Origin of the sequence: Clostridium sp. KNHs216 (assembly GCF_006714885.1) — a bacterium.
Classification (GTDB): Bacteria; Bacillota; Clostridia; order Oscillospirales; family Acutalibacteraceae; genus Caproiciproducens.
Genome location: NZ_VFMF01000001.1, coordinates 101,020 through 119,016, shown reverse-complemented (window position 1 = coordinate 119,016; position 17,997 = coordinate 101,020). Strand labels below are relative to the sequence as shown.

At 50.6% G+C, this 17,997-nt stretch carries 17 protein-coding genes; 7 read left to right on the top strand and 10 right to left on the bottom strand.

The window, feature by feature from the left end; translation table 11 throughout:
- Positions 1–24: 24 nt before the first annotated feature.
- The 6 genes from LY85_RS00575 to dinB all read right to left on the bottom strand — a co-directional run bounded on the left by LY85_RS00575 (position 25) and on the right by dinB (position 4,719).
- Positions 25–795, bottom strand: a complete 771-nt coding sequence (locus LY85_RS00575; RefSeq protein WP_141825073.1) for a Nif3-like dinuclear metal center hexameric protein — start codon at positions 793–795, stop codon at positions 25–27.
- Position 796: 1 nt separating this feature from the next.
- Positions 797–1,495: a class I SAM-dependent methyltransferase gene (locus LY85_RS00570; RefSeq protein WP_141825072.1), complete on the bottom strand. Its 699-nt coding sequence runs from the start codon at positions 1,493–1,495 to the stop codon at positions 797–799.
- 187 nt (positions 1,496–1,682) lie between these two features.
- Positions 1,683–1,886 carry a DUF1858 domain-containing protein gene (locus tag LY85_RS00565; protein WP_038323859.1) on the bottom strand — a complete coding sequence of 68 codons (204 nt, stop codon included), beginning with the start codon at positions 1,884–1,886 and terminating at the stop codon, positions 1,683–1,685.
- 151 nt (positions 1,887–2,037) lie between these two features.
- A complete protein-coding gene (locus LY85_RS00560; RefSeq protein WP_038323857.1) occupies positions 2,038–2,313 on the bottom strand; it encodes a zinc-ribbon domain containing protein in 276 nt (91 codons plus the stop codon).
- 114 nt (positions 2,314–2,427) lie between these two features.
- Positions 2,428–3,021 carry a sigma-70 family RNA polymerase sigma factor gene (locus LY85_RS00555; protein WP_243122438.1) on the bottom strand — a complete coding sequence of 198 codons (594 nt, stop codon included), beginning with the start codon at positions 3,019–3,021 and terminating at the stop codon, positions 2,428–2,430.
- A gap of 483 nt (positions 3,022–3,504) precedes the next feature.
- Positions 3,505–4,719 carry a DNA polymerase IV gene (gene dinB, locus LY85_RS00550; RefSeq protein ID WP_141825070.1) on the bottom strand — a complete coding sequence of 405 codons (1,215 nt, stop codon included), beginning with the start codon at positions 4,717–4,719 and terminating at the stop codon, positions 3,505–3,507.
- A 333-nt stretch (positions 4,720–5,052) separates the two neighbouring features.
- Between dinB and LY85_RS00545 the strand changes: the two genes are divergently transcribed.
- Positions 5,053–6,585 (top strand): YifB family Mg chelatase-like AAA ATPase, encoded by a 1,533-nt coding sequence (locus tag LY85_RS00545; RefSeq protein WP_141825069.1) that lies wholly within the window; start codon positions 5,053–5,055, stop codon positions 6,583–6,585.
- Between the two features lie 63 nt (positions 6,586–6,648).
- Here LY85_RS00545 and LY85_RS00540 read toward each other — a convergent pair whose 3' ends face one another.
- From LY85_RS00540 to LY85_RS00525, 4 genes are all read right to left on the bottom strand, one after another.
- Positions 6,649–8,733 (bottom strand): methyl-accepting chemotaxis protein, encoded by a 2,085-nt coding sequence (locus LY85_RS00540; RefSeq protein ID WP_141825068.1) that lies wholly within the window; start codon positions 8,731–8,733, stop codon positions 6,649–6,651.
- A 176-nt stretch (positions 8,734–8,909) separates the two neighbouring features.
- Complete coding sequence (locus tag LY85_RS00535; RefSeq protein ID WP_141825067.1) at positions 8,910–9,944, bottom strand: chemotaxis response regulator protein-glutamate methylesterase; 1,035 nt, start codon at positions 9,942–9,944, stop codon at positions 8,910–8,912.
- Positions 9,935–10,759 (bottom strand): protein-glutamate O-methyltransferase CheR, encoded by an 825-nt coding sequence (locus LY85_RS00530; protein WP_038323849.1) that lies wholly within the window; start codon positions 10,757–10,759, stop codon positions 9,935–9,937. Before LY85_RS00530 ends, LY85_RS00535 begins: the two co-directional genes overlap by 10 nt.
- Before the next feature lie 37 nt (positions 10,760–10,796).
- Entirely contained in the window at positions 10,797–12,884 is a 2,088-nt protein-coding gene (locus LY85_RS00525) for a chemotaxis protein CheA (RefSeq protein ID WP_185741056.1), read from the bottom strand.
- Positions 12,885–12,974: 90 nt separating this feature from the next.
- Here LY85_RS00525 and LY85_RS00520 point away from each other — a divergent pair, with 90 nt between their 5' ends.
- From LY85_RS00520 to LY85_RS00495, 6 genes are all read left to right on the top strand, one after another.
- Positions 12,975–14,399, top strand: coding sequence for a hypothetical protein (locus tag LY85_RS00520; RefSeq protein WP_141825066.1), 1,425 nt, complete (start codon positions 12,975–12,977; stop codon positions 14,397–14,399).
- Positions 14,386–14,742, top strand: coding sequence for an EscU/YscU/HrcU family type III secretion system export apparatus switch protein (locus tag LY85_RS00515; RefSeq protein ID WP_141825065.1), 357 nt, complete (start codon positions 14,386–14,388; stop codon positions 14,740–14,742). The genes LY85_RS00520 and LY85_RS00515 overlap by 14 nt, the downstream gene beginning before the upstream one ends.
- Before the next feature lie 140 nt (positions 14,743–14,882).
- Positions 14,883–15,383, top strand: coding sequence for a chemotaxis protein CheW (locus LY85_RS00510; protein ID WP_141825064.1), 501 nt, complete (start codon positions 14,883–14,885; stop codon positions 15,381–15,383).
- A 35-nt stretch (positions 15,384–15,418) separates the two neighbouring features.
- Positions 15,419–16,075 (top strand): PilZ domain-containing protein, encoded by a 657-nt coding sequence (locus LY85_RS00505; protein WP_141825063.1) that lies wholly within the window; start codon positions 15,419–15,421, stop codon positions 16,073–16,075.
- 39 nt (positions 16,076–16,114) lie between these two features.
- Positions 16,115–16,633: a chemotaxis protein CheW gene (locus LY85_RS00500; RefSeq protein ID WP_141825062.1), complete on the top strand. Its 519-nt coding sequence runs from the start codon at positions 16,115–16,117 to the stop codon at positions 16,631–16,633.
- Between the two features lie 59 nt (positions 16,634–16,692).
- Positions 16,693–17,982 (top strand): methyl-accepting chemotaxis protein, encoded by a 1,290-nt coding sequence (locus LY85_RS00495; RefSeq protein ID WP_185741055.1) that lies wholly within the window; start codon positions 16,693–16,695, stop codon positions 17,980–17,982.
- Positions 17,983–17,997: the final 15 nt, after the last annotated feature.

The following is a 17,997-nucleotide window of genomic DNA, read 5'->3' as shown; positions in this document are numbered from 1 at the left end:
TGATATTCCTCCCGTGTATGTGCATTACAGATATTTCGCGGGGCTGTGCATCCGCTTTGATTCAAAGAAGGCAACGTCGGGGAATTGTATTTTCAGCTTCACCGCAAGCGGTAAAATCACAGGATTTTCCGTATAAAAATGCCCGGCGTCAACCAGAGTCACCCCCATGTTTTCCGCATCCAGCAAAATATTGTGCTTGCTTTCCCCGGTTACGAAGGCCTGACAGCCGGCCTGCGCGGCGTCATAAACCAAATCCGCGCCGCCGCCGCTGCAAAGTCCCACGCGTGTAATCGTACGTTTTCCGTCCGTAAAGCGCAGACCGTCACATCCCAGCGCTTCCTTGACAAAACGCGCAAAGGCTTCCGGCGTATATTCACAGCCGGTTTCCCCCTCCAGCGCCTCCGGCAGGCCGGAATCCTCATATTCCCTGAGCGTCCGCACATTCCGTAACCTCAGGCGCTCCGCCAGGCAGGTGTTCACCCCGCCAGCCGCCATATCGAGGTTGGTGTGGGCACAGATTGCCGCAATGCCGTATTGAGCCAGCAGATAGGGCGCGGAATCTGCGGAAAGGCTTTTCAGCGGATGAAAAATGACCGGATGGTGGCTGACAATCAGCTCCGCCCCGAGTTCATGGGCTTCCTGAACAACCGCGGGTGTAATATCCAGCGACAAAACCGCCGAAGACACCCCGGCTTCCCCGTTTCCGACCAGCAAACCCGGATTGTCAAAGCTCATTGCCGACCGAAACGGCGCAAAGCTGTCAATGTAATCGTAAATCTCACCAACGGAAACCATACTACCGCTCCCTTTTCATTTTCATATTGATTTGTTCCGCCGTACGGATCAGCGCGGCGGCTTCTTCCTGCCTGCCGGAAACGGCAAGTCCCCCGGCCTTTTTTTCAAGCTGGGCGATCACCTTGCGCATGTACGCGCGGTTGTCCTCCGTCGCCGCGTCCAGCTTCCCGATATAGGGGTACAGGCTGTCCGTACCGGCTTTCTCGGGAGCATACTGTACCTGCATGGCCGAATAAGCATAGCCGTCTTCCACAGCCGCCTGTTCCCGCAAAACCGCAAAGCCCTCCCCCGCAAGAAATTCACGCAGCTGGGGAACCGACGTCATCGGCTGTAAAATCAGCCTTTTTTCTCCGTCCCGCAGCCAGGACGCGTTTTTAATAATCTGTATCATCATTTCGCCGCCCATTCCGGCGATGACTATATCGTCCGCCTCTATGGAAAAGATCGCTTCCAGCCCGTCTGACAGACGCGTGGAGACAAGCTCTTCCACACGGTAGCGGCGGATATTCTGCTGTGCGGACTGAAGCGGCCCCGGGCGGATATCCGCCGCAATGGCGCGGGAAACCAGCCCTTGCTTTGCAAGCCAGATCGGCAGGTACGCGTGGTCGGTGCCGATGTCCGCCAGGGCCGTACCCGGCCGGGCCATGGAGGCGCAGAGCTGAAGCCTGCCGCCCAAAGTAAATAAAGGATGAAGTCCCATCCGGCACACCCCTTTGTAAAGTGATATTCGCCGACTTCCCCACGGACAGAAATGCCCGACAGCTTCCCATCGGCATCAGAGGAAACCGGGACAGGGGAACGGCAGCCCTCAAAAAGCACGCACCGTCCCCCATACTTAAGAACCGCCCGGCAACTTGATTGCCGGGCGGCCTTGTTCAGAAATTCTTTTATTTAGACGCGATGTGATCGTTCAGCTTTCTCAGCATTGAGTCCGGATCCACGCCGTGAACCAGGCAGGCCTGCTCAAGGGTTTCGCCGCGGGAAGCGGGGCAGCCCAGACAATGCATGCCCATTTCAAGGAAATAAGGCGCCGTGGTTTCGTCAATATCAAGAATATCACCAATAATGGTATCTTTCGTAATAGCAGCCATTGTTAGAATCCTCCAGCTTTTCAATAGATTTCATGTATATTATAATACCCGTGTCCAAGCTTTGCAATACATTTCTGATTTGACGAAATAAAATACCCCGGAAATCAATCCGGGGTACCTGGTCACGAATAAGAAATATTAGGCTATATGCTTATTCTTCCCTCATCTTTGCAAAGCACTCGCTGCAATATACAGGACGGTCTTCACGCGGCTTAAAGGGGACCTTTGCTTCCTTGCCGCAGCTTGCGCAGATAGCGGTATACATTTCACGCTCTGGCTTGGCAGCATTTTTACGAGCATCGCGGCAGGCTTTGCATCTTTGCGGCTCATTTACGAACCCTTTGGAAGCATAAAATTCCTGCTCACCGGCGGTGAATACAAATTCAGCGCCACATTCCTTGCAGATGAGAGTCTTGTCTTCGTACATTTAATTTACCTCGCTTTGGATAAAGATATTTGCCCATAGACGGATTTGCACCGCCGCCTTTGATTTCCAACGCTCTACTTAAGCTACCCGGGCATATGAAATTAATATATCAAACTAAAGCAACTGTTTTAATTTCAGCCGAACCCGCTGCAGAGCATTATCGACTGCCTTTGAGGAAACGCCGAGTTTCACCGAAATATCGTGATAACTGCAGCCGCCCAAATAAAGCGTCAGCACCTGCTGCTCCAGCTTTGAAAGCAACTGTTTCATCCGCAGCTGCATGGCCGCGTAGCTTTCGCTGTCCATCAGCACCGCTTCAGGATCCGAGGCGCAATCTGTCATATCCATGTGCGAACCGTCGTCGCTGAGAGAAACAAAATTATTCAGCGGAAGATTTTTGCGGCTGGCCGCCGTGCGGTAAGCCATAATAATCCGGTTATTGATGCAAACGCCGGCATATGTTTTAAAACCGGCCTTTCCGGCTGAGTCATAAGTACGCGCCGCATTTAAAAGGCCCAAAAGTCCTTCCTGGCACAGATCGTCGGCTTCCAGCATCGCACAGCGAAACGGCGCCGCCTTGACCCTGATCAGCGACATATAACGCGCGGTAAGTTCCACAAAAGCATCCGAATTTCCGCTGTTCACAAGGCAGGCAAGCTGACTGTCGGTATAATCTGCCATTTTATTAAAATGGTTGTTATCAACCAAGCCCAACACCTCATGGCTCACATTAAACTTGAATTCTGCATCTATCATACCTCATTGTGTCTATTAAGTCAACAAATATTTTGCTTTTGAAGCTAAATATTTGTTTTATTTAGTTAAATTTTATAAAAATACCTATTTTGTCGGACAATGTCTGATTTGACCTCCGCAACATTTGTGATTTATATAGATCAAGCCCTGTTTGTAAAGCAAAAATCCCGATCGGCTAAAATCGTCTGACCGCATCAAAAGTACCCGGCATACGGCAGCTGCGCCTGCAAACGTGTTTTGCCCGGAGGTTCCCTCAGAGGGCCTCAAAGCGAAGTGTGCAGAAAACCGTATTGAATGGCCATAGCCGTGGGTGACATAGGCGGATAAGACGCTTTGCATCCGAAAATCCATCGATTTTTTATTTACAAACAAGGCCTGATAAAGGAACATTTTCATTATATCATAAGAATCGTAAAACATCCAGAAAAATCTTAATCAACGCTTTTCCCCGCCCCCCGTTGGAAGCGGAAGCTTTTCCATCAGCACGGCGCGTTTTACGGAAGCTTTTCCGTATTTGTTTCTGACATGCTCCATACGGCTTTCCAGCTGTTCCATTTTTTCATCGCACAGGATACTGTGGAACAGGGATGTCTGCTGCATTTCCGACTCCGGCAAGAGGCCGAAGCCGCTGATGCCCAGCGCCCGCACGGGACAGGGCCATTCGTAGCCCTTCTGAAACAGCTCTTTCGCCGCCCGAGCCAGGTCCATCGTCAGCCGGGTGGGAACCTCCAGCTGCATCTGATGCTGCGAAACATGCAGGCGGTTATCCTTGATGGAAAGCTGAAGGCCCGAAGCGATCACCCCGGCGTCCCTCATGCGGAAAGAGATCTTTTCGGCAAGATACAGCAGCACCGGCCAGACCTCATCGAAGTCGAAGAGATCATGAACGCAGGTGATGCTGTTGCCAATGCTTTTCGGTGCGGAGGAAACCTCACTTGAGCATACTCCGGAATCATCCAGCCCGTTCGCGTTCCTCCACATATCGTATCCTATTTTTCCGAAGGAGGAAACGATATATTTGGAATCGGTGCGCGCCAGGTCGCCGATCGTTTTAATTCCCAGTGAATTCAGACGTCGGGCGGTCACCCTGCCCACTCCCAGAAGGGAATCCGTCGGAAGGGGCCATACCCTTTCCCTAAAATTTTCCCGGGTAATCACGGTAGTGGCGTCCGGCTTTTTCATATCGCTGCCGAGCTTCGCAAAAATTTTATTGAAGCTGACCCCGATGGAAACGCCCAGCCCCAGCTCCGATTTTGTACGGTCCCGTATCTGATCCGCTATCTCCGGCCCGTCTCCGAACAGCCGGGTGCTTCCGGTAACATCCAGCCAGCATTCGTCAATGCTGAAAGCCTCCACCTGATTCGTATAGCTGAGATAAATCTGCTTTACCAGATCGGAGAAATACAGATACCGGTCAAAATGAGGCGGAACAACCAGCAGGTCCGGGCATTTTTTCTTCGCCTGCCAGACGGGCTCCGCCGTTTTCACGCCGAAGCCTTTGGCGCGCTCGTTTTTAGCCAGCACGATCCCGTGGCGGTCCTCCACGCTGCCGCAGACCGCGACGGATTTTCCGCAGAGTTCGGGATGGTCCCTGCATTCCACAGAAGCGAAAAAATTATTCAGATCACAGTGTAAGATAACCCGCTCCACAACCTATTCCTCCGCATATCGTTTTTCAGTATCCCCATCTTAAATGGGTATTGGGAAATTCGCTCATTTTTAATTGTAGGATCAATAGAACACAGAGTATCGAAAAACCTGTCATGCGCCTGAAAATCATGTCAAGGCGCAGTTAACGCAGGAACCAAGATGATCCCAGATTTTGCAGTCTACTTTGTCGACAGTTTTATAGAACAAACGTTTGATATTATTATATACCGAGGAACGGATTCTGTAAAGCGGCCATTTTATTCCAAGTCAGGAATTGCCAACAGAATTCGACAGGAGTATAATCATTTTAAAAGAATAAAGGGAGGAATGGGGATGGTATCACGTTCCTACAGCATGGGGCTGTATGGTCTGGATTCCTTTACCGTGGCTGTCGAAGCCGACATCAGTGTCGGCCTGCCCGGTTTTGACGTGGTCGGACTGCCGGATGCGTCAGTGAGAGAATCCCGGGACAGAGTGCGCTCCGCAATGAAAAACTGCGGGTTTCAATTTCCCGTACATAAAATAACAGTAAATCTTGGTCCAGCCGACAAGCGCAAGGAGGGACCGATTTACGACCTGCCCCTCTTTGTCGCGCTGATGAAGGCAAGCGGCCAGCTTGACGCCGGAGTGGAGGACAGCGTGTTTATCGGCGAGCTGTCGCTTACGGGAGAGGTGCGGCCCGTAAAAGGCGTACTTCCCATGGCGATCAGGGCAAAGGAGGCGGGGTTTCAAAAGCTCTATGTGCCGGAAGCGAATTCCGCCGAAGGCGTGGTCGTGGAGGGAATCTCCGTTTACCCTGTCAGGGACCTGCCGACGCTGATGAAGCATTTTGCCGGAGGGGAAGAAATTCTCCCCGCCTCGGAGGTACCGGCATCGCGGCAAAATCAGCCTCCTTTACCGGACTTTTCAGAGGTGCGGGGGCAGAACGAGGCGAAGCGCGCGCTGGAAATTGCCGCGGCGGGCGGACATAACGTTCTTCTGATCGGTCCTCCTGGCTCCGGCAAGAGCATGCTCGCGAAACGGATTCCATCCATTCTCCCCGACATGACGTTTGAAGAAACCATTGAAACCACCAAAATCCACTCCATTGCGGGTACCCTTCCGGACGGAATTCCCCTGATCACCTCCCGCCCGTTCCGTTCGCCCCACCACACAGTATCGCCCGCGGGTCTGTCCGGCGGCGGAAATGTTCCTCACCCCGGAGAAATTTCCCTGGCGCACAACGGGGTGCTGTTTCTGGACGAGCTGCCTGAATTTTCCCGAGGAGCAATGGAGGTCCTGCGCCAGCCGATTGAGGACGGCAAAGTGACGATTTCCCGCGTCAACGGAACCATCTCCTACCCCAGCGCCGTGATGCTGGTAGCCGCCATGAATCCGTGCCCCTGCGGTTACTTCGGGCACCCGACCAAGCCGTGCACCTGTTCCTCCGGCGCGGTCTCCCGCTATCTTTCCAGAGTTTCCGGCCCGCTGCTGGACAGGCTGGACCTGCACATAGAGGTCCCGCCGGTGGAGTTTGACGAAATCAGTTCTCAGGAAAAAGCCGAAAGCTCCGCGATGATTAAAGAGCGCGTAAACAGCGCCAGAAAGCTGCAAAATGAGCGTTTCAAAGGCACGCCCGTTACCTGCAACGCGAGAATCACGCCGGATATGCTCCAGGAGGTATGCCGGCTGAGCGAGCCGGGACGGGAGCTGCTGAAAAAAGCGTTTGAAAAGCTCGGGCTTTCGGCAAGGGCCTATGACCGGATTCTGAAGGTTTCCCGCACGATTGCGGACCTGGATCAAAGCGAAGAAATCGAGCCGCGGCATGTCGCCGAAGCGGTACAGTACCGCAGCCTTGACCGAAAATACTGGACAAAAGAACTCTGACTCCATGAAAAAATCCCTGCAGCCGAGCTTGAACCGGCTGCAGGGATTTTATAATATTGGAATTTAATACTTACTGCTCTGACCGCTTTCGGAAACGGACCCGGCATCAAACGAGGAAGCCGTGCCTCCCATTTCGTCCGGGACGCTGTCAGCGGTATCCCTCAGCTTCAGGAACGCGAGGGATTCTTTGAGCTGCTGCGCCTGTGCGCTCAGTTCCTCGCTGGTCGCCGCGCTTTCCTCCGCAGTGGCGGAGTTGGTCTGCACAACGGCGGAAATCTGATCGACTCCCATCGTGACCTGATTGATGGAAGAAGCCTGACCATCCGAGGACTTTGAAATCTCCCCGATCAGGTCCGTGGTCTTTCTCGTGCTTTCAATAATTTTATTGAGAGACTTGGCGGTCTCATCCGCGATCTTTGTACCGTTTTCTACCGCTCTGATCGAGCTTTCAATCAGGTCCGTGGTGTTTTTCGCAGCTTCCGCGCTCTTGCTCGCAAGATTGCGGACCTCATCCGCGACAACGGCAAAGCCTTTCCCCGCCGCGCCGGCACGTGCCGCTTCCACCGCGGCGTTGAGCGCGAGAATATTGGTCTGGAAAGCGATATCCTCAATCGTCTTAATAATTTTGCCGATCTCCTGGGAAGTTCCACTGATCTGCGCCATAGCTTCCACCATCTGCTGCATATGCTCGTTCCCGACCTCTACTTCGCTGGACGCTTCCAACGACAGCTGACTCGCCAAACGGGAATTGCTGGCATTCTTATTGACCTCGTCCGCAATTTCCGTAATGGAAGCCGAAAGCTGCTCAATGGAGCTCGCCTGCTCCGTAGCGCCCTGTGAAAGCGCCTGTGAGGCGGAGGAAACCTGGCCTGCACCGTTCGCCACCTGATCTGCTGATCCGTTGATACCGGAAAAGACATTGTTCAGATTGTCGATAATGGTGTTCAGGGACGTTTTGATCGATACAAAATCGCCCTTATAGTCCTCTGTTACTTCAATCGTACAGTCGCCCATGGACAGGCTGTCCAGAACGACGGCAATCTCCCCTATGTAGCTGGTCAGTGTATCGATCGTACTGGAAAAGGTCTCTGCCAGAGTGCCGATTTCATTCCTGCTTTGGATCACAGGCACTTCGGAGTGGAGATCGCCTTCCGACAGTTTCTCGATACGCTGTACAAGGCTTTCGACCGGCTTGGCGATGGGTCCGGCGATTCTGAAGGCAACCAAAATAGACAGCAGAATGAAAAGAAGCATTAAGCCGACGGTGATGGCTACCGCGGTATAGCATCCGCTCATCATCTCATTGGAATTCGCGCTGACCGCCATGGACCAGCCGTCTGTACCGCTGATCGGAGCATACCCTATCAACTGCTTGGTGCCGTTTAACGTAATGGTTGCGCTTCCCGTTTTTCCTGAAGTCATATTCTTTACGACGGACGCGGCACCCGCGTAGGAACTGTCTTCTTTCGCCTTGTTGATATAATTAACAAATTCAAGAACATTTTTTCTGTCCTTATGGGCAACGATCGTACCCGATTTATCAACAATAAACCCATATCCGGATTTACCGACGGAAATATTGTCGAGCATCTGGCTGAAAGTATCGCTGCTTAAAGCCGCGTAAACAACGCCGCCATAATCGCTTCCGTTGTTTACCTTGGCCGCGACATACAGCACCACGGTGGAATCGGTCTTTCTGACCACAGGGCTGGAAACATAGGTCGTTCCTACTGTTTGTGCCGTCTGAAAATAGTCGCTGTCACTGATATCGGTGCCGTCCAGCGTTCTTCCGCTGGAATCTGCAAGACCGACTTCTATAAAATTGTAGCGCTGGCAGAGCATCTGCAGCACTGCCTTTCTGGAGGAAACAGGCAGCGTTTCATCCGTAATCTGCTGATTGCCGGCAATGGATTCCGCCCTTAGCTTATACATATTGATCGCCTGCTGCACAGCCTGATTATAAGCAACCGAATTGGTATTGATCAGAGAAACCATATTGCTGCTGGAATTGGAATAAAGCAAAAAGGCGCTTGTCGTCCCGCAAACGATGCTGATTGCAACCGCCAGACCTACCATCCCGAGAAGAAGAGTTCTTTTCAGGCTGGTTTTCTTTCTTACCTTGATCTTCTTTTTTCTTTCTTTTTTCACTTAATACCACGTACCCTTCTGAAGTGCTTTTTCTGGAGTGCTTTTCGCTACAGCTCAAGCACGAAAAGTAACGCATTCTCACACACAACCACAATCAAAGAATGCTTTTCCCTATTCTATATCGACAATATTTCGTAAAATTTAATCAATTTAGACAAATATTTTCATTATAAATATTATTTATTCAATTTTTGGATGATCAGCCTGGCAATAGAGGAACAAGGCGCCTGTTTTTCAACCGCGCCGATCTCAAACGCCACCATCGGCATTCCGTAGACAACGGAGGATTGTTTATCCTGTCCAATGGTATAGGAGCCCTTCTGCCGCATTTCCAAAAGCCCGTTTGCCCCGTCCTTGCCCATACCGGTCAGGATAATGCCCATGGCATCCTTACCGGCCGTTCGGGCCACCGAGCGGAACAGGACGTCCACCGACGGGCAGTGGCCGCTGACTTTTTCCCCCGCGGCGCACTTTACATAATAGCCCTTAAAATCCTTCTCCAGGGTCATATGCCTGTCCCCGGCGGCAATCAGCGCCTGACCCTGTACGACCCGGTCCCCGTCACTTGCTTCCTTGACCGTAAATTTGCAGATTTTGTTCAGCCGGTCCGCATACATTTTGGTAAAACCCGCCGGCATATGCTGCACCACCAGAATCGCCGGTATATCGGCGGGAAGCTGCTGCAGAATTTCGGCGGTAGCCTCTGTGCCGCCCGTGGAGGCTCCGATGGCGATAATATGTTCCGCCGGGTCCTTGCCTGACAGAACGAGCGGGAGGGAAGCGATCGACGCAAGGGAGGGTGTATGTTTCACCTTTGCGGAAGAAGCGATTTTGATTTTGACGCACAGCTCCTGACAGAAAATAGAAAAGTCGTTGCTGTCGCGCAGGTTCGGCTTTAACACAAAATCAACCGCTCCCGCACTTAAAGCCTCAAAAATTCCAATATCGAGCGAACTGACCAGAACCACCGGAACCGGATGGACGGGAATCAGTTTTTTCAGAAAATCCGTCCCCTTCATATCCGGCATTTCCACATCCATGGTCACGACGTCCGGAGACAGGTCCATGATTTTTTTCTCCGCCTCGGCCACATTGGATGCGCTCCCGATGATTTCAATATTCGCGTCGCTCAGCAGCGCTTTCTGCAGCGCTGTTCTGAAAAAGAGAGAATCGTCTACAATGAGGACCCGGATTCTTCGATTCATCGGCATATTGATACTGATCCTTTCTGATAAACTGACGGTTCAATATATAAAAATTTCGAGGTATCTCTCTGCACAGTCTCGGAATGTCCGATAAAAAGATAGCCGCCCGGCTTCAACACGTCGTAAAACTTGTTAATCAGCGCATTTTTGGTCGGCTGGTCAAAATAGATCATGACATTTCTGCAAAAAATCAAATCAAACGGCTGCTGGAACGAAAACGGTTCCATCAAATTCAGCCGTTTAAAAAAGACCTGATTTCTGACTTCTTCCTTCAATTCAAAAAGATTTTCGCCCCGTTTGATAAAATACCTTTGTTCCCATGTCTTTGGAATATCCTTCAGGGATTCCGTTCCGTACAGTCCGTGTTTCGCCGCTTCCATGGCTTTCAGGGAGATGTCCGTCGCGAGAATCCGGAAATCCCAGCCGGCCCTTTTCAGCCCAAAATAATCCATCATCGTCATGATGGCGGTATATGCTTCTTCCCCCGACGAGCACCCGGCGCTCCAAATGCGGATGTCCCTGCGGGCGTTCGTCTTTTCTTGCATCGGCAGGATGGTATTCTTTAAAAAATTGAAATGTGCGGGTTCTCTGTAAAAATAAGTATGGTTCGTCGTAAGCTTATTCAGCATTGCGGTAATTTCGTCGGATTTATTCTGCTTTATCAAATCGAAATAGTCCGAAAAATTATCAATTCCCTTTCCGAGCAGAATGGACTGCATCCGCGATTCTATCAGCTGTCTCTTGTTGGTAAGATTGATCCCGTAATTGCCTTTTATGTAAGCTACGATATCGTTGAACTCTTTATCGGTCAAACGTATCATCGTTTTCCTCCGCGAATTTCATATCTCCCCTGAAACATCAGTTATTGTTGTAAAGATTGAGGATATCCAGAATCAGGCTGATGCTGCCGTCCCCCAGAATGGCGCATCCGGTGATGCCGGTTTCTTTTACATTGTACTGGTTAAGGTAAATCGGCAGGGATTTGACGACCACCTGCTGTTCGCCCAAAAGAGCGTCCGCAAAAATGCAGTACGCCTTTTCGTGCGTCTCCACCAGAATAACGATGCCGCTGTCGATATCGGTGATTTCACTCTCAATCCCAAAAAGCTTGTGCAGCCTCAGGACCGGATAATACTGGTTGCGGACCATGATGATCTCGTTCATATCGGTGTCATAGTGAAGGCTGGACTGGTCCACCTTGAACGACTGGCGGATATTGTTGATCGGAATCGTAAACACCGTCTCGCCGACAGAGATTTTCATGCCGTTCACAATGGCCAGCGTAAGCGGGATTTTAAAGAGAATTTTGGTTCCCTTCCCGACCTCGCTGATCAGGGAAACGTCTCCGCCGACCTTCTCCACATTCTTTTTTACAACGTCCATTCCCACGCCCCTGCCGGAATATTCCGTCACGACGTCGTTGGTGGAAAATCCGGGCATGAGCAGAAAGCTGTAGATTTCCCGGGTGGAATACTCTTTTTCCGGCTTTTTCAGCAGCCCCTGTCTTTTCGCTTTCTGCAGGACGTATTTCTTATCGATACCCTTTCCGTCATCCTGCACCGAAATCAGGATCTCGCCGCCCGTGTTCTGAGCGGAGAGCGTAACGGTCCCTCTGGGAGATTTGTTCGTCTGCGCGCGTTCTTCCTTTGTCTCGATCCCATGGTCCATGGCGTTGCGGACCAGATGCATGATCGGATCGCCGATATTGTCAATGATGGTTTTATCCACTTCGGTATCCTCGCCGATCATGACCAGCTGGACATCCTTGTCCAGTTTTTTGCTCATATCGCGCACGATACGGTTCATTTTCTGAAATACGCCGGAAATCGGCACCATCCGGATGGACATTACAATTTCCTGAAGCTCGTCCGTCAGCTTGCGCAGCTGGCGGGACGCCTTGTTAAAGTTATTGTCCACACCCGCGCCGCTCTGAGCGGAAGGAGTCGTTGTCACCATGGACTCGGTAATAACGATTTCCCCCATCAAATCCATCAGGTTGTCCAGCTTGGAAAGATTGACGTTGATCAGATTCTGCTTAACGGAGCCATGATTGGTTCCCTGGGTTTCCTGACCGGCCGCGCTGTTCCCCGAAGCGGTTTTTTCAGCAGATTCTGCTTTTGACGCATCTTCCGGTTTATTCAAAACGGTATAATTTTTGGTATAGACAAAATTTTCTATAATTTTCAGCACGCTTGTCAGGCCCTGCTGCTCTTTAAAAGAAATCAAAAAGCCGTTCCTGATGATTTCTTCGGCGCTGGCGGGATTCCTGTCAATATCCTGCGGAAAATACCGGATATCCTGATAAATATCCCTGATTGCATTCACCAGAATGATTGCGCGAAGGTTTTCCATCTCTGTTTCTTCATCGAAAAACACTCTGACGGAATAGGGATAATCAGGGTCTGCCTGGGCGGGAGCGGCAGATGCCTGGATCTGTTTGGAAGCTTCTTCTGCGGGGATGGCTTTGGACAAAACCGCAGGCTGTTCGGGAACCGGTGCGGGGGCCGGAACCTGAGGCTGAATTTTGGCCTGTTCGGGTTCTTTTTGAGAAATCTTTTTAAGAAAATCGTTAATTTCCTGCTCAAAAGTGCCGATATCTGTTGTGAGCGGCTCATTGTTTTCCACCTTGGATATTTCATCCTTGATAAAGTCGCTGGAACGGAACATCAGCTCGAAAAGCTCCGCGTTGTGCTTTTCGTCAATGCCGTTTTCACGTACATAGTAAAACAAATCTTCCGCCTTGTGCGAAATCGTCATCAGACTGTTGAACTGCATCATTGCGGAAGAGCCTTTAATTGTATGCATGATCCTGAAAATCTCATTGATGCTGTCGGTATCGAAAGCATTCGCTTTCTCGCAGTTAATCAGAATTTCATCAAGGTGCTCAAGTAGGTCGTTTGCTTCAAATAAATATACTTCCAGCATGGATTCCATATTGTTGTCCATTAATTTTCACCGCCTAATAATACTTTGTAATATATATATCGTAACAAATTTTATAAAATTAACGCCAATTTATATTTTCGAGGTGATTTTATGCCCGATAACCTAAGAATTACCACACCCGTTACCACAAATGAAAGCCTCCCGAAAATTTCATCGACAAAACAGCCGGAATCCATGGTGCCCATCGACCCTACGAAGGTGCTTCAGCCAAATACCGACAAGCAGGGCAACCAGAACAGCAACTTTGATCTACTGCTGAACCGGAATTCCGTTTTCAGTAAATTTCTGCAGCAGCTGGGCGAAACGCCCGCACTTTCACAGACTCTGCAGAAAATCGTATTTGAAACCTTCAGCCGCTCGGAAAACGTCCATGACAACAGGCCGGTTTCCCTGCTGATGAAACAGCTCTCTGCCGCAATGAAAATGCAGCCGGACGACATGTTGAAGAACCTCATGTTTCAGGGAAGCAATCATACGAAATTTTCCGGGCCCGTATTCGACGTTCTCCGAAACCTGATGAACGAATATCCGGAAAGCGGCCTGGAAAAGCCTCTGGCCGATTTTCTGAAGGCGTTCGACGGGTATTTTTCAATTTCGGAAACCACATCGGCGATCGCCCAGAGCCTTGACACCCTCGCCCTTCAGATTCCCGGCGCCTACGGCAAACAGCTGCGGGAGCTGGCGGATCAGTTAATGACCGAGCAGCCTGTCAACAGCCTGGACATGAACCTCAGCCTGCTGAAGGAGAAAGTTCTTCCCCTTTTGAGCAAGTATGTCGCTTCCACCAACGATTTCGGCGCGGCAAGGGACACCATTACCCTTCTGGTCCATCACACCGCCCGCCTGAATACCAGCTCCCATCAGGAAGTCGTGGAGAAGCTTACGGCACTGCTCGACTACTGCAAATACGAGCTCAATCTGCCCGATGACAAAATGAGCCAAATCCGGGCCATGTTTTTGAAGAGTGTCACCAACGCCGCCCAAAAGCCGGAAAACCAGCTGTACGATTCGCTGATGAAGGTCCTTTCCGAAAATCTGCGCCAAGGCCCTTCCGGCGCAAGCCAGTCGGTTTACAAGGACACGGTCCTGTCTCTTCTGCTGGACAACAGCGTTTATATGCCCTTCACCCATCTTCTGCTGCCGCTGAATTACAACGGTCAGTTCCTGTTTTCAGAAATCTGGATCGAAAAAGACGACGACAGCGGAAAATCTTCAAAAAGAAGCCGCGGGGAACCGAAGCCGGTCCGGCTCTATCTGTCGTTCGACATCAAGGCTCTGGGAAATTTTGAAGCTTCCATTGTCCTTTCCAACGGAAAAGCCGACATCCAGATGCGCTGCCCGCCCGCTTTAATGAAAAACAGCCGGAAAATCGGCAGCCGGATTTCCGAAATATTTTCTAAAAACGGCCTGTCCGCGCAGAGCGTTGAGTTTCTGCAGGAAGGCAGCCCAAGCATAGAAAAGCGGGTTTTAAAAAGAATCTACGAAAGGAAGAATGTCATCGATGTCACAGTATGACCGGACGAATCACGCAGCCGCCCTGCGGTATTCCCAGGATTCCCCGCACAGCGCACCGGTTGTCGTCGCTTCCGGTTCCGGCTACGCGGCGCAGAAAATCATAGACATTGCGCAGGAGAACGGCGTGCCGGTTTACCACGACGACTCCCTCGCTTCCCTCCTTTCCCAGCTGGAAGCGGGAACGGAAGTCCCCCCCGCACTCTATCAGGCCATCGTCGACATTTATCTGTACTTTTTAAACTACTCCTTCGACGCCTCGGGAAAAGGGACGGCTCCTTCGCAGAACAGCCCCGTACCCGCGCCGGAAAAAAGTACGGAAAAACAGATATTTTCCGAGCTTTAATACTAATTATTTTAAAATTAAGCCGATATATATTTATAGGATTTTTTATGTGACCTGATTAGAGTGCCGCCAAAATAATGCCGGGATTGGCAGCACAAAAACTCTTACCGAAACGGCAGCGGTAGAAAAGGTGAAACAGTATGGCAGAAACAGCAGTAAAAAATAGAATTACGACCTCGGCCAATGAGAATATGACGACGGAAAAATATCTTACCTTCTTTATTGAAGGGCAACTGTTCTCAATTCCGAGCAGTCAGGTGGTCGAGATCATCCGGATGCAGCCCGTCACCTTCATCCCCAATTTGCCGCCTTTTATCATCGGCGTTATTAATCTGAGGGGAAAAATTGTTCCGCTGGTGGATATCAGGCTGAAGTTCAACAAGACTCCGAAGGAGTATGACGACCACACCAGCATCATCGTGGCTGAAACCGGCGAGCTGAGCGTCGGATTCATCGTTGACAGCGTAAACGACGTCACAAACGTTTCCAAAAACCAGATCAGCGAGACCCCCCGATTCGCAAGGGACACGGCAAACCATTATGTAAAGGGAATTGCCACCCTGAACGAAAACGCGGTCATGCTTCTGGATATTGAAAAAATCCTTTCAGACGGTGAGGAAGTCCAACTCCCTGTTAAGTAATTTTGCCGAATACGTTTGTTTTGGAGGTTCTTCCCATGTATCCGCTTTCTGAACAATATCAGCACTCGCCCTGCGAAATCAAGACTCTTACCAACGAACTGCTTGCTACCGGAATCCTCAGCGAAATCCGTAAGGACTCCGTTAAAATTCAGAACAGCTTTGACATTTTGCCGACCCTGCACTGCAATATGCCTGTGAAAATCAATATTTACAATGAATCTCTGGGCTTCAAAGTACTGATTGGGAAGGTTTTTCTCTCCACCTCGGAAATGATGACGATTACGGACCTGCAAAGCCTTGCCGAATTTGAACGAAGAAGCTTTTTCCGCCTGAAAGTCAGCATTCCGACGCGGGCTTTCCTGCTTCAGGAGGATTCATCGCCTGAAGAGGAGGAAACGAAGCTGTTCGGCGTAACCGTGACGGATCTGAGTCTGAGCGGCGTATTTATCACAACAAGGGAATATCTCGATATTGGCCAGTCCTTTATCATGACGCTGGATCTGTATGATATGGAGGTCACATTCTGCTGTCAGGTTCAGCGAACCGAGCCTGTGAATTATGCGCTGAACGGGTACGGCTGTTCTTTTCTGGATAATTCAACCCGCCAGTTTGACCTTTTGTGCAAGTTTATTTTTGAAATGCAGAGGGAACAAATCAAAAACTCACGCGAAGAAAAAGGCGAGTCGAAATAAGATACTCATATTTTTATATTGATGATAGGGTGGTAAAAAATGGAGAATGAAAAAAATCTGGCATTATCGGATGAGGAAATCGAAACCAATGAAATGAAGGGCAAGTACCTGACCTTCTGGACCGACCACCAGCTGTTCGGCGTTCCGATCGCGGACGTGGTCCAGATCATTGGCAAACAGGAAATCACACCCATCCCCGACTCCCCCAGCTACGCCAAGGGAGTCATCAATCTCCGCGGCGATATCATCCCTGTGATAGACGTGCGCCTGAGATTTAAGAAAGAAGAAGTGGAATACGACGAGCACACCTGTATTATCGTAACGAAAATTGAAGAGACCCATATAGGGTTCATCGTGGATTCCGTCGATGAGGTTACAACTATCGGCGACGAGAATATTTCGCCCGCCCCAAGGATGTCCAAGGATCGTACCACGGCATACCTGACCGGTATCGGGAAGGTGGACAACAAAGTCGTCATGCTGCTGGACACCAGTAAAATACTGAACGAGGAAGAAATTGAAATTGTCAGTAACGCTGCAAAAACAGAAGCAGAATAAATACATAGAGGGGAACTATAAAAATGCGATTGGATAATATAAAAATCTCTAGGAAACTGATGTTTTCATTTGTTGCGGTGACGGTGCTGTCCATCGTCTGCAGCGGGGCCGCAGTTTATCTGTACCTGAAATCCAGCGCCCTTTTCCCATTGGCCATTGTATTGATTGTGGCAGCCTGCTTTACATCAATCCTTGTTGCCAAGCTTACCTCGGCCAGAATCCGCCGCCCGCTTGCGGAGCTGACACAGGCCGCCGAACAGATGGCCCAGGGAAATCTGAATGTGGACATCCAGTACCAGTCAAAAAATGAAACCGGCAAACTTGCAATAGCATTTTCCGATACCGTCTCGGAGCTGAAACAAAACATCAATGAAATCACGGAAGCTTTAGGCGAAATGGCAAACGGCAATTTTGACATTCAAATTTCCCGTGATTTTCAGGGTGATTTCCTAAAAATCAGGACGGCGCTTGAAAATATTTCCTCCAAACTGAACACCTACATGGTTCAAATCGACCGTTCCGCCGATCAGGTCACGAGCGGCTCCGTACAGGTTGCAAGTGCGGCTCAGGCTTTGGCGCAGGGTGCTACCGAACAGGCCAGTTCCATTCAGGAGCTGTCGGCCTCCATCACCGAAATTTCAGAGCAGGTAAAGCAGAATGCCGCCAACGCGGCGGAAGCGAACAGGGCTTCTACCGAAGCTGAAAATAAAATCCAGGGTGTTTCTCACGAAATGAACCAGATGCTGCAGGCGATGAGCGAGATCAGCGAGTCGTCCACCAAGATCAGCAATATCATCAAAACCATCGACGATATTGCGCGCCAGACCAATATCCTCGCTCTGAATGCCGCCGTGGAAGCGGCCCGCGCCGGCGCAGCCGGCAAAGGCTTTGCCGTTGTCGCGGACGAAGTCCGCAATCTTGCGAGCAAGAGCGCGGATGCGGCCAAGGATACCACCGCCCTGATTGAAAATTCGCTTTTGGCAGTCGAAAAAGGCAAGAAAATTACGGACGCCACTGCGGCCACCCTGAACGACGTTATTCAGGCGACCCTGAAATCCACCAATCTGATCACCAGCATTTCAGAGGCTTCCAACGCACAGGCGACCGCAATCAGCCAGGTCACTCTGGGTGTGGATCAGATTTCCGCCGTGGTCCAGACCAATTCCGCCACCGCCGAACAGAGTGCTGCCGCAAGCGAAGAAATGTCCGGCCACGCACGCAATCTGAAAAAGCTGGTCGGCCAGTTCCACGTTAAAGCCGATGCGGACGGCGACATTCCGGAAGCCGCCGATACACAGCCTGTGCTGGATATGGCCGTCGGACAGGATTTTTCATTCCCGAAATACTAAGCGATTCCGCTTTCC